Below are 15,057 nucleotides of genomic sequence, written 5' to 3'. Positions count from 1 at the left end.
TTAGGATGAATAGTGATGGAAGAAGGAATAAATAAGCGGAAAACAGAGCATATCCGGCTTTGTTTAACCGACAATGTAGAAGGTGTAAACAAATCAACAGGACTTGAAGGGATTTCCTTTATCCATAATGCATTACCGGAAATAAATTTTGCTGATATTGATACGGGCACCCGTTTTCTGGACAAGCCGTTAAAAGCTCCATTCCTTGTCAGCTCAATGACCGGGGGTTCTGAACTTGCAGCGAAAATCAATCAAAATCTTGCTAAAGCAGCGGAAGAAAAAGGATGGGCCGTTGCTCTCGGCTCAACAAGGGCACTTCTGGAAAGTGATACACATCAGGAATCATTTTTAATTCGAAAATATGCGCCGAGTGTTCCCCTGATTGCTAACATTGGTGCTGTACAACTGAATTATGGCTACGGCGCAGAAGAATGTCAGCGCATTGTTGAGTTGACGGGGGCTGATTCAATCGTTCTGCATTTCAACCCGCTTCAGGAAGCAGTCCAGGACGGCGGTGATCTGAATTTCGAAAATCTGCTGCCGAAGATTGAAAAAGTCTGTTCTGCTGTCAACGTTCCGGTTGGTGCAAAAGAAGTCGGGTTTGGCATTGACGGCACTATTGCGAAAAAATTGTATGATGCCGGTGTTTCCTATATTGATGTCGCCGGAGCCGGCGGAACCTCCTGGAGTCAGGTGGAAAAGCTCCGCTCGAACGATCCGCTGAAAAAAGCCGCAGCAGAGTCGTTTAATAATTGGGGCATCCCGACAAAAGACTGTATCGTATCAGTAAAAAGCGCTCTGGAGGATGTACCGGTTGTATCCAGCGGCGGCATGAAAACTGGCATGGATGCTGCGAAAGCACTGACAATCGGCGCGGATGTCATAGGCTTTGCGAGAAAGCTGCTGGAGGCCGCAACCGAATCAGATAAAGCTGTCATTGAAACAATGGATCAGATTGAATTGGAACTGAAAATGACGATGTTCGGGGTTGGCGCCAGTACACTTGATGAACTGAAAAATACAAAACGCGTCTCCGTCATGGGCAAATCATTGCTTGATGATTGATAGCAGAAGCTGTTTACCTGAATGGGTGAGCAGCTTTTAAATGGCAAAAACGCCAAGCAATGTTTTCACAAAATATCATGATTATAATCAAAAAATCTCCAGATACTAAGGCAAAAAGGAGGTTTTTTGTTTGGATGAAGAAATGCATGAGCCCCGGGACAATAAATTCATCCCGATGACATCTATTACAAGCCGTTCAGGGCGGGAGGTTATCAATGATGTGTATTATTACACCGATCAGATTGCAAACATTGTCTTTCTCGGTTACCCGGACAGAGGGAAATGGATACTTGTAGATGCAGGATTGCCGGGAGGTGCAGATGAAATCAAATCGGTTGTGACAGAGCGCTTTGGCGAGAACAGCAAACCGTCTGCCATTATTCTGACCCATGGGCATTTTGATCATGTCGGGGGTTTGGTCGAGCTCGTGAAAGAATGGAACGTTCCGGTATATGCGCACAAGCTGGAGATGCCGTATTTAACCGGCGAGAAAAGCTATCCTGAGCCGGATCCGGGTGTTGAAGGCGGTCTGCTGGCTAAAATATCCGGTATGTATCCCAATGAACCAATTGATTTGGGTGACGCAGTTAACCCCCTTCCGGATGACCATACCATCCCCGGGCTGGAGGACTGGGAATGGATCCATACCCCGGGTCATTCACCAGGCCATGTATCTTTCTACCGGGGAAGTGATGCGCTGCTTCTTTCCGGTGATGCGTTTATCACTGTGAGACAGGATTCGTTTTACAATGTATTGATGCAAACCGATGAAGTGAACGGTCCACCGCGTTATTTAACGACGGACTGGGAGGCGGCGAAGAAATCGGTGGCGAAACTGGAAGCGCTCAAACCTGACATGGTCATACCCGGACATGGAACAGCGATGCAGGGAGAAGACTTAACGGAAGGCTTGCAAGAGCTCGTTCAAACATTTGATCAAACGGCCAAGCCGGATTATGGCCGTTATATTGAAGATGGCGAACAAACACATTAGACTTGAACTCCGCCGTTAGAATGTTGTTTTTTCTATTAAATTCGCGCCTCTAATAAAACGTTTAAGCACAATGTTTACTGTAAAGCTTTGTGCTGTGCTACAATAAAACGCAGAAACGAGGTGTTATGATGAAAATAGAAGTATGGTCAGATTTTGTGTGCCCGTTTTGTTATATAGGCAAGCGCAGATTGGAACATGCCCTGGAGCAATTTGCGCATCGTGATGAGGTAGAAGTGGGTTATAAAAGCTATGAATTGGACCCGGAGGCTGAAGTGAACCCCGGGCAGAATATACATGAATATCTGTCCTCTAAAAAAGGAATGCCTTTTGAACAGGCAAAAAGCATGAATGAAAGCCTGGGAGAACAGGCTGCCGAAGTGGGATTGACATACAATTTCGATACAATGCAACATACGAACACATTTGACGCACACCGTGTGGCAAAATACGCTGACGAAAAAGGCAAAGGAAAAGAAATGACTGAGCGGCTTTTGGAAGCATATTTCACGGATTCGGAACTAATCAGTGATCATGCAACACTCATCAGGCTTGCCAGTGAAGTTGGCCTGGAAGAAGATGACGTAACAGCAATGCTGAAAGTGGATGACTATGCTCTCCATGTCCGTGCCGATGAAGAACAGGCCAGGCAATTGGATGTACAGGGTGTGCCGTTCTTTGTTTTTAATGACAAATATGCTGTATCCGGAGCCCAGCCACAGGAAGTCTTCAGCGAAGTATTGGAAAAAGTTTGGGAAGAGGAAAAAGAAACACCGACACTGGAATCATTGAATCCTAAAAAATCCAAAACCACATACTGTACGGATGAAGGCTGCGAGGTCATCGAAGAAGATTAATACGTCCATAGCAGAAACCCTTGAAAAGATTGTTTCTTTTCAAGGGTTTCTTTTTTAATTCAAATTTTTTTGTGAAGAATGTTGCAGTTGTCACAAAATCTGCTATAATGATACACAACTTCTAATTGATAATGAATTTCATTATTAATTAAGTTAGATTTATTAAAATCTAATAATCATTCTAAAATGCATTCGAGGGTTTTTTATGAAGATATGGCATCTGGCGCTGGCAGCGATCGTTTTATCATTTATTTCTGTTTTTATAGGTGTATCAGATATTGCGCCGTGGGAGATTTTCAGTTTATCGGAAGAGCAGCTGGAATTGTTGACGATCAGTCGCTTGCCAAGGCTCATAAGCATTTTGATTGCGGGAGCGAGCATGAGCATATGCGGCCTTATTATGCAGCAGTTAAGTAAAAACAAATTCGTCTCACCAACCACCTCGGGTACATTGGATTCAGCCAGGCTGGGGATATTGGTGGCGCTGATGTTATTTACATCCGCCAGTCCGCTGCAGAAGATGTTCATTTCATTCTCGTTTGCACTCTTGGGCACCTTCGTTTTTATGAAAATACTTGAGAAAATCAAGTTCAAAGATGCCATATTCATACCGCTGGTTGGGCTGATGTTCGGGAATATCATAAGTTCTGTTGCAACATTCCTCGCTTACAGGAATGACATGATTCAGAACATGTCCTCTTGGATGCAGGGGGACTTCTCGATGATCATGAGTGGAAATTACGAGCTTATGTATGTCAGTATCCCGATCCTGCTCATTGCTTATTTGTTTGCAAACAAATTTACGATTGCAGGAATGGGTGAGGACTTTGCCAGAAACCTGGGCTTGAATTACCGGCAGGTCGTCAATATCGGGCTGATTATCGTTGCATTGGTAACAGCGTCAGTCGTGTTAACGGCTGGTGTCATTCCGTTTCTAGGGCTGATTATTCCAAATATCGTGACCATTTATCAGGGTGACCACTTAAAGAAAAGTCTGCTGCATACAGCACTGCTGGGGGCGAATTTTGTATTGGCCTGCGATATTATCGGAAGGATTGCCATTTATCCGTACGAAATTCCGATCAGCCTGACCGTTGGTGTCATTGGAAGCGGTATATTCATTTATCTGCTGCTGAGGAGAAAGAAATATGGGCTATAAGAAAAAGACAATCACCCTGGCAGTTATTGCAGCAGTCATCACCCTGATTTACATTTTATATGACCTTACCGGGAATATCGGCTATATTCTGCCGCGCCGGATTACCAGCGTCGTGGCCATTATATTAACCGGATCAGCCATCGGATTTGCAACAACGGTATTTATGACAATCACGAACAACCGGATATTGACCCCAAATATTTTGGGACTGGATTCACTCTATCTGCTTTTGCAAACATTCATTATATTTGTATTTGGGTCACAGTCACTGGTCATGATGAGCAGCAATATCAATTACTTCCTTTCAGTCGGGATTATGGTGTTATTCTCGCTGCTGCTTTACCGTTTTCTTTTTAAAGGAGAAAACAATAACATTTATTTTCTGCTCCTGATTGGCATGATTCTGGGAACTTTTTTCGGTAGCTTTACCGATTTCATGCAAGTGCTGATTGACCCGAATGAATTCATGGTTGCCCAGGACCGGATGTTTGCCAGTATCAACAATGTCAACAAAAGCCTTGTCTATTTATCACTTGGTTTAATGGTACTTGTGACACTGTATTTTATCCGGTTTTACAAATATCTCGATGTACTCGCATTAGGAAAAGATCATGCGGTTAACCTGGGAGTTCCATACGATTATGTGGTGAAACGGCTACTGGTTATTGTCGCAATCCTGATTTCGATAGCCACAGCGCTGATCGGACCGATAACGTTTCTTGGGCTGTTGGTTGTGAATGTTGCCTATGAATTTTTAAAAACATACCGTCATTTTTATCTTATTATCGGTTCGGTGCTGATCAGCATTATCGCCCTCTTAGGCGGACAGTTTGTTGTTGAAGAGCTGTTTGCATTCCAGACCACAATCAGTGTGATCATCAACTTTGTCGGCGGCATTTACTTTATTTATCTTTTATTAAAGGAGAATAAATCATGGTAGATTTGAAGCGTGTTTTTAAGAAATATAATCATAAAAAAGTCATCAATGATGTCTCGGTATCAGTGGAAAAAGGCACAATCACGTCATTCATAGGGCCGAATGGCGCGGGGAAAAGTACGCTCATTTCAATGATAAGCAGACTGATTGCCAAGGATGAAGGCGATATTTCAATTGACGGCAAAGATATTACAAAACAAAAAAATAATGACATGGCTAAAAAAATCTCCATACTGAAACAGTCAAATAATCTGAATCTGCGCTTGACCATCCGCGAGCTTGTTTCGTTTGGGCGGTTCCCATACTCACAGGGCCGGTTAAGCAGGGAGGACTGGGCAAAGGTTGATGAAGCAATCGATTATATGGAACTGCGAGACATGCAAGATAAATACATTAATGAACTAAGTGGCGGTCAGCGTCAGCGGGCGCACATTGCCATGGTTATCGCCCAGGATACTGAATATATTTTGCTGGATGAACCGCTGAACAACCTTGACATGAGGCATTCTGTTCAAATTATGAAGACACTGAGACGGCTTGTCGATGAACTTGATAAAACAATATTGATTGTCATTCATGATATAAACTTCGCATCTTGCTATTCCGATCAGATCGTTGCACTCAAGGATGGCGAGGTCGTTAAACAGGGACCGACCTGTGATGTGATTGACAAATGTGTACTTAGAGACATTTACGACATGGATATTGATATTAAATATGTTAATAACCAACGAATTTGCGTTTACTTTGCATAAATATTGGAGGGTGTAATAAATGAGAAAAATAGTCTTAATATGTGTATTAGGTATTGCAGCAATCTTTACGGCAGCATGCGGATCAACGTCAGGGGGTAGCGATGATGCTTCCGGAGCCCAGGAACAGGAAAAGGTGACAGTCTCACATGAACTTGGTGAAACTGAAGTCCCTAAAAACCCTGAAGATGTGGTTGTATTTGATTATGGAACGCTCGATACAATGGATAAATTGGGAATTGAACCAGCAGGTGTTCCAAAGGGGAGCATACCGTCCTATTTGGAAAAATACGAAGGTGACGACTACAAGAATGTCGGCAGTCTAAAGGAACCTGATTTTGATAAACTGGCCCAGATGAATCCCGATCTCATAATTATATCCGGAAGGCAGTCTTCTTTATACGACCAGCTTCAGGAAATTGCACCAACAATATACCTTGGCGTTGATACAACCCGGTACATGGAGTCATTCAAAGAAAATCTTTCAAAAATTGGAACCATTTTCGATAAGCAGGATGAAATTGATCAGGAACTTCAGGAGATTGAACAATCGATTGCTGATTTAAAGGAACAAGCGTCATCAAGCGGTAAAAATGCATTAATCATTCTGGCAAATGATGATAAAATCAGTGCATATGGTCCAAGTTCAAGATTCGGCCTCATCCATGATGTTTTTGGGATTCCGGCAGTTGATGAGGGAATTGAAGCATCCACGCATGGTATGAACGTTTCCTTTGAGTACGTCGTTGAGCAAGATCCTGAAATGCTTTATGTCATTGACCGCGGTGCTGTTGTCGGGAGCGAATCTTCGGCTAAACAGGTCGTTGAAAACAAACTCGTTAAACAAACAAAAGCATATCAGAACGATAATATTGTCTATTTGAATCCGGACTATTGGTACCTTTCCGGCGGAGGATTGGTCTCTGTACAGGAGATGGTTAATGAAATTTCGAAAAGCCTGGAATAGAACAGGGAAAGAGAGGTTGGTGATAATGCCAATCTCTTTTTCGTACGGCAAAATTAAGTAAAAAGCCGGCTGAATTGTAAATGAAATGTTAATCTACACCATAAGTGCCGCTGTCATGGGACATCACTTGAAATACCCCGTATAATAAAACTTGCGACACCGCCATAAAATATGTTTGAATGAAATAACAATGGAAGGAAATGAGGGAAAACTCTATGAAAAAGCTTATAACGATTATGTTGACGCTGGGTCTGGCTGTCGTGCTGGCAGCATGCGGCGGCGATGACGGCGACTCTGGAGATAGTAAGGAAAGTGCCAAGGAAAGTCAGGACGAACAAGCATCTAAGAAGCAAGAAAAGCCTAAACCCAACCTGGAAGGAGTTCCTGATGTTGTTGCAAAGGTAAATGGTAAGGAAATAACCAAGAAAGAATTTGAAAGTACTTACAAGGGACAATTTCAGCGAATGGCCATGCAATCTCAGATGAGCGGGCAGAAACTCGACCAGGATAAATTGAAAAAACAGACGGCAGAAGGTATGGTAGGAACCGAGCTGCTTATACAGGAAGTAAATAATCGAGATTATAAAGCTTCCCAAAAAGAGATTGATGAGACACTGAAGGAATTGGCGAAACAAAATCAGCTCAAATCAAAAGATAAATTTTTATCTGCCTTAAAGGAACAAGGCATGAAAGAGAAGGAAGTCATGTCACAGGTGAAACAGCGGGTAAAAATGGATAAGCTGATTGCTGACGAGTCAGGTGATACTGAACCTACAGAGAAAGAGCTGAAGGAAGCCTATGATAAGTTTAAGTCTCAAAGGGAACAGATGAGCAAAAACAGTAAAGATGGCGGGGGAGACATCCCTTCTTTTGAAGACATGAAATCAGATTTGAAAAATCAGGTTAAACGACAAAAAGAAGCTAAAGCAACACAAAAGATTATTGATCAGCTTCGCGAAAAAGCGAATGTAACGATAAATTTATAAAAACTCTAAAAAACCAGGTTCTATTTGGAACCTGGTTTTGATTATGTTAATAAACTTTTTCAGTCCTGAACAGTAGAACCAGCAGAAGACAAGATGGTACTATCCAATGCGTTTAGAAAGAATTCCATCTGCTCATCGGATCCAATTGTAATACGGAGATAATTTTCAATTTCCGGTTTTTGAAAATGACGCACTAAAAAGCCTGACTCCCTTAAACGCTGGTAAAGTGACTCGGCTGACGCTTTATAATGGGAAACAAAAATAAAATTAGCGTGTGAAGGAAGGACATGAAATCCGCGTATTTTCATTTCGGAAATCAGCCATTCCCTTGTGCTTATGATCTTTTGTCTGATCTCCTGAAAGTAATCCTCATCCCTGATGGCAGCTGCTGCCCCCGCGATGGCGAGACGGTCAATTGTATAGGAGTTAAATGAATCCTTGATCCGGTTCAGTGCCTCAATCAGCCCTGGATCACCGATCGCAAAGCCAACCCGCAAGCCGGCCAGTGACCGTGACTTTGACATGGTTCTTACAACAAGCAGATTAGGGTATTGCTTAACTAAAGAAACAGCTGAAGCGGGGGCAAAATCAATATATGCTTCATCAATGATCACGACACATTCAGGGTTATTCATGACGATTTCTTCAATGGCGGCAGTGTCCAAATATAATCCTGTTGGCGCATTGGGATTGGCAATGATAACACCACCGTCAGCTCCGAAAAAATTTTCAGCAGGCAACGTGAAATCACGGTTTAACGCGATCTCTTCATACGGAACATTGAACAGCTTGGCATATACAGGGTAAAAACTGTACGTAATCGAAGGGAAGCGGACAATGGCATGCTGCTCAAAAAAAGCCATAAATGAAAATGCGAGCACTTCATCTGACCCGTTCCCGGCAAAAATGTAATCCCTGTCGAGCTTAAAATAACGGCCTAATTCATCACGAAGGCCATCAGCATCCGGGGACGGATACAGGCGTAATTTTCGTTTTAGTTCATTTTGTGTTGCTTCAGTGACCTGTGGTGATGGATCATACGGATTTTCATTGGTGTTCAGCTTAATAATATTCGGGTCGTTCAGTTGTTCCCCCGGTACATAGGGTTCTGTCCGTTTGACGGCTTCACTCCAGAATTTATTCATTGGCACTACCTTCCTTTACGGCATGACGTTTGTCCAGCTCCTGTTTAATATCTGAAATGGAAACCCCCATCAGTTCCATCAGGACAAGTGTATGGTAAGTCAAATCAGCGATCTCCCATGTCATTTCTTCGTGATCGTTATTTTTGGCGCCGATGATGACTTCGCTTGTTTCTTCACCGATTTTTTTCAGGATCTTATCAATGCCCTCTTCGAATAAGTAGGCGGTGTAGGATCCTTCGCTTGCCTCATTACGCCGCTGACTTATGAGATTTGTCAGTTCGTTTATCCCCATTTGATCACGCGTGTCATGTTCCTGCAGCATATTATAAAAGCATGACTTCTTTCCAGTATGACAGGCGGGTCCAAGCGGCTCAACCATCACCAGAAGTGAATCAGAATCACAGTCGAAGCGAATCGTTCTGACAATCTGCCGGTTTCCTGAGGTTTCACCTTTATGCCAGAGTTCCTGGCGCTGCCGGCTGTAAAAGTATGTCTCACCGGTTTCGAGTGTCTTTTGGAGTGATTCCTTGTTCATATAAGCAAGCGTCAAAACTTCGGCGGTTTCAGCGTCCTGAATGATCGCCGGAATCAGCCCTTGCTGATCGAATGTGAGCCTGTTCAGCTGTTCGTCGTACATAATATTACCTCCTGACAGTAATGCCGTTTTGTTTCAGATAGCTCTTCAGTTCAGGGATCTGTATGTCGTTATAGTGAAAGACAGAAGCTGCCAGCGCCGCATCAGCATTTGCTTCTGTCAGCGCATCGGCAATGTGTTTCTCCGATCCGGCACCGCCGCTTGCCACAACCGGAATGTTGACATTGTCAGCAACAGCCTTTGTCATATCAAGGTTATAGCCATTTTTTTCCCCATCCGTATCGATCGCATTTACGACGATCTCACCGGCACCGAGTTGTTCTCCCCGCTTTGCCCATTCAACCGCATCGAGGCCGGTATTTTCTCTGCCGCCTTTGGTAAAAACGGTCCATTTTTTCGGACCGGTCTGTTTGGCATCGATTGAGAGCACGATGGACCGGCTGCCGAATTTAAGGGCTGTTTCTTTTATGAGTTCAGGGTTCTTTACCGCGGCACTGTTGATTGAAACTTTGTCCGATCCGGCCTTTAATGTCTGATGGATATCCCCGACGCTTCGGATGCCGCCTCCGACCGTGAACGGAATAGCCATTTCTGCCGCCACCTGTTCAACGATATCCAAAAATATCGGCCGTTCTTCATTCGATGCGGTAATATCATAAAACACCAGTTCATCTGCACCGGCCTCATTGTATCGTTTAGCAAGTTCAATCGGATTGGCCACATCACGGATGTTCTGGAACTGATGTCCTTTTACGACCCGCCCTTTGTCAACGTCCATACATGGGATGATTCGTTTTATTGACATTTAAATCTCCTCCCGTAATGATTGAAACGATAGCGTGCCATCGTACAGTGCTTTCCCGATAATGGCTCCGTAGAGGTTCATGTTTTTCAGCTGATTAACATCCGCTTTGGATGATACACCTCCGGAAGCGATGACGTTGATGGCGGTCAGCTGGTTGATGGCATCCAGTTCTTGAAAATTCGGCCCCTTCAGCATGCCATCTTTTAAAATATCGGTATAAATGATGGTCGCTACGCCAATTGTTTCAAGCTCTTTTACCAGACCTCTTGCTGTCACATCACTCGTTTCCGTCCAGCCGTCAGTGGCAACGCGGCCATTTCGGGCATCAATCGATACGGCAATTTTGTTGCCAAATGTACTGATCGCCTCTTCAAGAAACGATTTGTCATTGATAGCGGCAGTTCCGATGATAACGCGATCCACTCCTGCCGACAGGTATTTACGGATGATGTCCATTGAACGGATGCCGCCCCCGACTTGAACAGGAATATTTGTGGCATCAACGATTTTCCGGATAGTTTCAATATTTGCTGAGACGCCATCTTTGGCTCCATCCAAATCAACAATATGTAAGAATTCAGCCTGATTTTTCTCCCACTTCTGCGCTGCATCGGCAGGGGAGTCATTGTATATTTTTTCTTTATTATAGTCGCCCTGGATAAGGCGGACACATTTACCGTTTCTGATGTCAATTGCAGGAAAAAGAATCATAATAGCATCAGCTCCAAAAAATTGTAGTAGCTTTAACCGGCCGTATCGCTTTTTTCAGGGTGAAATTGTATGCCAATTTGCCATCTTCATCGGACAAACTTAATTTAAGTCTTTGATCTTCTAAAAGTTGAAGTTGGTTTTGCACCGAGTATACGAAGGTGCAAAAACCAACTCGTGCGAGAAGTCCACCAACTCGTGCGAGAAGTCCGTCAAAACATGCGAGAGCCCGCCAAAACGTGCGGGAGCTTCTTCAACTCAGGCGTCCCCCTCTTGTTGTCAAAACCGCATCTTTTATTATAGTGCCCCTTTGGTCGATGGGATGCCGTCGATTCTGTCATTCAGAGACACGGATTGATCAAGCGCACGGCCGACTCCTTTAAAGACCGATTCGATGATGTGATGGCTGTTTGTCCCATATGCCAGATTAATATGCAGTGTAATGCCGGCATGATTGACGAAGGCCCGGAAAAACTCTTCAGCCAGCTCGGTATCAAATGAGCCGACTTTATCTTTCAGCCCACCAACATGATAAACGAGATAAGGGCGCCCGCTGATATCGGCGGAAATGAACGAGAGTGCCTCATCCATTGGTGTTGTCACAGTCGAGTAACGGGTGATGCCTGCTTTATCACCAAGTGCCTCTTTGAATGCCTGCCCCAGGACTATACCTGTATCCTCCACGGAATGATGCTGGTCAACTTCCAGATCGCCGTCACAGTTAAGCTTCAGATCAAATAGTCCGTGTTTGGTCATCAGTGTCAGCATGTGATCGAAAAAGCCAATGCCTGTCTTTACTTGTGACATCCCTTTGCCATCCAGTTCGAGTTCTGCTGAGATGGCTGTTTCGGCTGTTTTTCGGTTAATTGTGGCATTACGCATCGTTTTCATCCTTTCTGATTTGGATTGAATTGACATGAGCTGTGAGCCCTTCCGCGTTGGCAATGGAAATAATATCTGTTGAGATTTTATTAAGTGCTGCATTTGAATAATGGATGATACTTGACTTTTTAACAAAATCATAGACCCCAAGCGGTGAAGAGAATACCGCAGTGCCGCTGGTCGGTAACGTGTGATTCGGTCCGGCTGCATAATCACCAAGCGGTTCGGGTGAATAGGCTCCGAGAAAAATCGCTCCAGCATTTGTGATATTAGAAAGATTTTCAAATGGCTGCGCGATCATCAGCTGCAAATGTTCCGGCGCAATCCGGTTAGCGATATCGAATGCCTCAGAAAGAGTTTCGGCCAGAATGATGCGGCCATTTTGTGCGAGCGACTGCTGAATGACGGCTTTTCGCTCCAATCGTTCGGTTTGCCGGGATAATTCAGCCTTTACAGCTTCAGCGATTTGTCTGTTTGTTGCAATGAGCAACGGGCGTGCCTGTTCATCGTGTTCTGCCTGGGAGAGCAAATCTGCTGCCACGAACCGGGGCTGTGCCGTTTCATCGGCAATGATGCAAATTTCGCTTGGTCCGGCAATCATATCAATAGCCACATCGCCGAACACCCATTTTTTGGCGCGGGCAACATAAGCGTTCCCGGGACCGACAATCTTAAAGACATTGCCGATCGTTTCAGTGCCATAAGCCAGCGCTGCGATTGCCTGGGCGCCGCCGGCTTTATAAACCGTATCAACGCCTGCTTCTTTAGCAGCTGAAAGCACATACGGGCTGATTCTTCCGTCGCTGTCCGGAGGTGTGGTCATAACGATCTCTTTTACACCTGCCAGCTTTGCGGGAATGACATTCATCAGGACGGAAGAAGGGTAGGAGGCTTTTCCACCTGGTATGTAAACACCGACCCGTTCGATGGGGGTCACTTTTTGTCCGAGCGTAATGCCGCCAGCCTGGTTCATAAACCATGATTGTTCATTTTGATTGGCATGGAAGGCGGTAATATTTTCACGGGCAGTTTGAATGGCTGCTATAAACTCATCGCTGACTGCTTCCTGTGCCTCCGCAAATTCTGCTTCCGAAACAGGAATCGTATCAAGCTTGACACCATCTAATTTTTCAGTCATTTCCAATAATGCTTTGTCTCCCGCTTGCTTCACCCTGGAGATGATGTCCAGTACGGATGAATCCAGCTGGCTGTTGTCGGTTTGTTCAGTCGGGTTTTGCAGTTCCCTTAAAAATTGGTTACCTGTAGTAAGTTTCATTCCGTGTCACTCCAAACCAATTTGTATCGTGTTGATAAATGCATGCACGCTTTCGGATTTTGTGGTGAAACTAGCCTTGTTGACGATTAACCTGGTACTGATCGAATCAAGATCTTCAAGGATTGTCAGGCCGTTTTCCCTGATGGTGTTTCCTGTTTCCACAATGTCTACAATCACATCTGCCAGACCAATGATTGGCGCAAGCTCGACTGATCCATTCAGTTTAATGGCTTCAACAGATACACCTTTTTTAAGGAAATGGGCTTTCGCAACCGCCGGGTATTTGGAAGCTACTGTCAGCACATTTCCATTGGCCGGCTGACTATTATTAAAACCGGCGACGGCAAATTTGCATTGGCCCAGTTTAAGGTCGAGAATTTCATAAATGTCCGCCTGGGCCTCCATAATATTATCTTTGCCGACGATGCCGATATCCGCAGCGCCATTTTCCACATAAGTTGGAACATCAACGGCTTTAACGAAAATTAGCTTGACCCGGTCGGTATTATCATAGAAGACCAGTTTTCTGGATTCATTGCTGAAATCATCGAAATAAACACCCGATTTTTCCAGTAGTTTAATAGAATCTTTGGCTGTGCGCCCTTTTGCCAGTGCTAACGTTATCGTATCCACTCAAATATCCCCCATTTCTGTTTGCAGCAGACCTTTCAATTCATCAACACTCTGAAAAGACGTTTGTTTTTGCCGGTGGATAAAAAGCGGCTGTTCGTCTGTAAACCGGACAATGAACTTTGCCGGAATGTTTCTGCTGCTATAAGCCGCCTGTGTCAGTACCTGATAGCCTGCATTCCGAAGCTGATTTGCAGCCGGCAGGGCATCAGAGCTTCTGCTTTGGTCGTAATAGATAACCAGTTCAACAGTCTCATCAGTCTGTGGAGTATGCCCCGCTTCTTTCCTGGCATTCAGCAAATGATCGATAATACAACCAAATCCGATGGCAGGGATTTCAGCACCGAATTGTTCAGCCAGGCCATTATATCTGCCGCCCATCAATACAGGCTTGCTGTAACCGGTTATATACCCCTGAAAAATAACTCCTGAATAATAGTCCATGTGATTAATCAGACCAAGATCGAAAACAACAGAATTCTCTATGCCATAAGCTTTCAATAACACATATACCTGCTGCAGGTACTTGATTGTCTGCTCCATATTGTTGTTTAGCGTAATTGTTGCCGCTTTTTCAATGACATTTAGCGGAGCACCATACAACAATGGGATCGTTTCGATTGCTTTGACGATTGGTTCTTCCACAGAAAGGTTATCCAGAAACGGACGGATTTCAGCCAGGTTTTTTGACTGAATCAGTTCCTGTAGTTTTTCCAGCTCTTCCGGTGATAGTGGTAGTTCATCAATCATGTCTTTAAAAAAACCGGCATGGCCAATTTCGATTTTGAATTGATCAAATTGCAAATCCTGCAGTATATGAACCGCCAGGGCAATCGTCTCGGCATCATTCTCAGGTGTGTCCTCACCAAAGCATTCGACGCCGGCCTGGGTGAATTCTTTAGGATTACTTTCTTCCTTAAGCTGACGGAAAATTTTCTGCACATAAAAGAGTCTGCGGTGCGATGCATTTTCGTTTGCCATGCGCCGGGCAATGGGTATGGTCATATCAGGGCGCAGCACAAGCACGTCACCTGAAGGGTCGATCGTTTTAATCATATTATGTTTTCGAACGGTTCCAATCATGGAGGAGTACATATCATAATCCTGAAATGTACTTGTTCCCGTTTCCAGATAGCCGTAAGTACGAAAGCGTCTCTTTATTGCCGACACCAGACTGCTTTGAAGCTGATAGTCAATCTGGCTGAAATTATGTCCGTTCCCTGCTAAATACGGTTGCATAAAAAAACTCCATTCAGTTATCTGCTACTTTATCACTTTATTGCTTTATTTAATTAAAGTTAT

General features: G+C 44.2%; 16 protein-coding genes. 8 read left to right on the top strand and 8 right to left on the bottom strand.

All coding sequences use genetic code 11. The features are described from left to right. The first annotated feature begins 15 nt into the window (after positions 1-15). From fni to VK097_RS00860, 8 genes are all read left to right on the top strand, one after another. Positions 16-1,065: a type 2 isopentenyl-diphosphate Delta-isomerase gene (fni, locus tag VK097_RS00895; protein ID WP_324209907.1), complete on the top strand. Its 1,050-nt coding sequence runs from the start codon at positions 16-18 to the stop codon at positions 1,063-1,065. A gap of 130 nt (positions 1,066-1,195) precedes the next feature. Beyond that, a complete protein-coding gene (locus VK097_RS00890; protein ID WP_324209906.1) occupies positions 1,196-2,059 on the top strand; it encodes an MBL fold metallo-hydrolase in 864 nt (287 codons plus the stop codon). A gap of 128 nt (positions 2,060-2,187) precedes the next feature. Continuing rightward, a complete protein-coding gene (locus VK097_RS00885; RefSeq protein WP_324209905.1) occupies positions 2,188-2,913 on the top strand; it encodes a DsbA family oxidoreductase in 726 nt (241 codons plus the stop codon). A gap of 205 nt (positions 2,914-3,118) precedes the next feature. Then, positions 3,119-4,072 (top strand): ABC transporter permease, encoded by a 954-nt coding sequence (locus VK097_RS00880; protein ID WP_324209904.1) that lies wholly within the window; start codon positions 3,119-3,121, stop codon positions 4,070-4,072. Beyond that, on the top strand, positions 4,062-5,012 hold the full coding sequence (locus VK097_RS00875) for an iron chelate uptake ABC transporter family permease subunit (RefSeq protein WP_324209903.1): 951 nt from the start codon (positions 4,062-4,064) through the stop codon (positions 5,010-5,012). The genes VK097_RS00880 and VK097_RS00875 overlap by 11 nt, the downstream gene beginning before the upstream one ends. Further along, complete coding sequence (locus VK097_RS00870) at positions 5,006-5,764, top strand: iron ABC transporter ATP-binding protein (protein ID WP_324209902.1); 759 nt, start codon at positions 5,006-5,008, stop codon at positions 5,762-5,764. The genes VK097_RS00875 and VK097_RS00870 overlap by 7 nt, the downstream gene beginning before the upstream one ends. A gap of 19 nt (positions 5,765-5,783) precedes the next feature. Further along, positions 5,784-6,728 (top strand): siderophore ABC transporter substrate-binding protein, encoded by a 945-nt coding sequence (locus VK097_RS00865; protein WP_324209901.1) that lies wholly within the window; start codon positions 5,784-5,786, stop codon positions 6,726-6,728. A 200-nt stretch (positions 6,729-6,928) separates the two neighbouring features. Continuing rightward, positions 6,929-7,714, top strand: coding sequence for a SurA N-terminal domain-containing protein (locus tag VK097_RS00860; protein ID WP_491712955.1), 786 nt, complete (start codon positions 6,929-6,931; stop codon positions 7,712-7,714). A 59-nt stretch (positions 7,715-7,773) separates the two neighbouring features. Here VK097_RS00860 and hisC read toward each other — a convergent pair whose 3' ends face one another. From hisC to hisZ, 8 genes are all read right to left on the bottom strand, one after another. Next, a complete protein-coding gene (hisC, locus tag VK097_RS00855) occupies positions 7,774-8,859 on the bottom strand; it encodes a histidinol-phosphate transaminase (RefSeq protein WP_324209899.1) in 1,086 nt (361 codons plus the stop codon). Then, positions 8,852-9,496, bottom strand: a complete 645-nt coding sequence (gene hisIE / locus VK097_RS00850; protein WP_324209898.1) for a bifunctional phosphoribosyl-AMP cyclohydrolase/phosphoribosyl-ATP diphosphatase HisIE — start codon at positions 9,494-9,496, stop codon at positions 8,852-8,854. The genes hisC and hisIE overlap by 8 nt, the downstream gene beginning before the upstream one ends. Before the next feature lie 4 nt (positions 9,497-9,500). Continuing rightward, on the bottom strand, positions 9,501-10,259 hold the full coding sequence (gene hisF / locus VK097_RS00845; protein WP_324209897.1) for an imidazole glycerol phosphate synthase subunit HisF: 759 nt from the start codon (positions 10,257-10,259) through the stop codon (positions 9,501-9,503). Then, the gene (hisA, locus tag VK097_RS00840; protein WP_324209896.1) at positions 10,260-10,970 is read right to left on the bottom strand and encodes a 1-(5-phosphoribosyl)-5-[(5-phosphoribosylamino)methylideneamino]imidazole-4-carboxamide isomerase; all 711 of its coding nucleotides are present in this window, start codon (positions 10,968-10,970) and stop codon (positions 10,260-10,262) included. Between the two features lie 294 nt (positions 10,971-11,264). After that, positions 11,265-11,849 carry an imidazoleglycerol-phosphate dehydratase HisB gene (hisB, locus tag VK097_RS00835; protein WP_324209895.1) on the bottom strand — a complete coding sequence of 195 codons (585 nt, stop codon included), beginning with the start codon at positions 11,847-11,849 and terminating at the stop codon, positions 11,265-11,267. Further along, entirely contained in the window at positions 11,842-13,125 is a 1,284-nt protein-coding gene (gene hisD, locus VK097_RS00830; protein ID WP_324209894.1) for a histidinol dehydrogenase, read from the bottom strand. The genes hisB and hisD overlap by 8 nt, the downstream gene beginning before the upstream one ends. Before the next feature lie 6 nt (positions 13,126-13,131). Continuing rightward, positions 13,132-13,758 (bottom strand): ATP phosphoribosyltransferase, encoded by a 627-nt coding sequence (gene hisG / locus VK097_RS00825; RefSeq protein ID WP_324209893.1) that lies wholly within the window; start codon positions 13,756-13,758, stop codon positions 13,132-13,134. Continuing rightward, positions 13,759-14,994: an ATP phosphoribosyltransferase regulatory subunit gene (gene hisZ / locus VK097_RS00820; RefSeq protein WP_324209892.1), complete on the bottom strand. Its 1,236-nt coding sequence runs from the start codon at positions 14,992-14,994 to the stop codon at positions 13,759-13,761. Positions 14,995-15,057: the final 63 nt, after the last annotated feature.

Origin of the sequence: Lentibacillus sp. (assembly GCF_035301675.1) — a bacterium.
GTDB lineage: Bacteria > Bacillota > Bacilli > Bacillales > Amphibacillaceae > Lentibacillus.
This window is presented reverse-complemented; position numbering and strand designations above follow the sequence as displayed.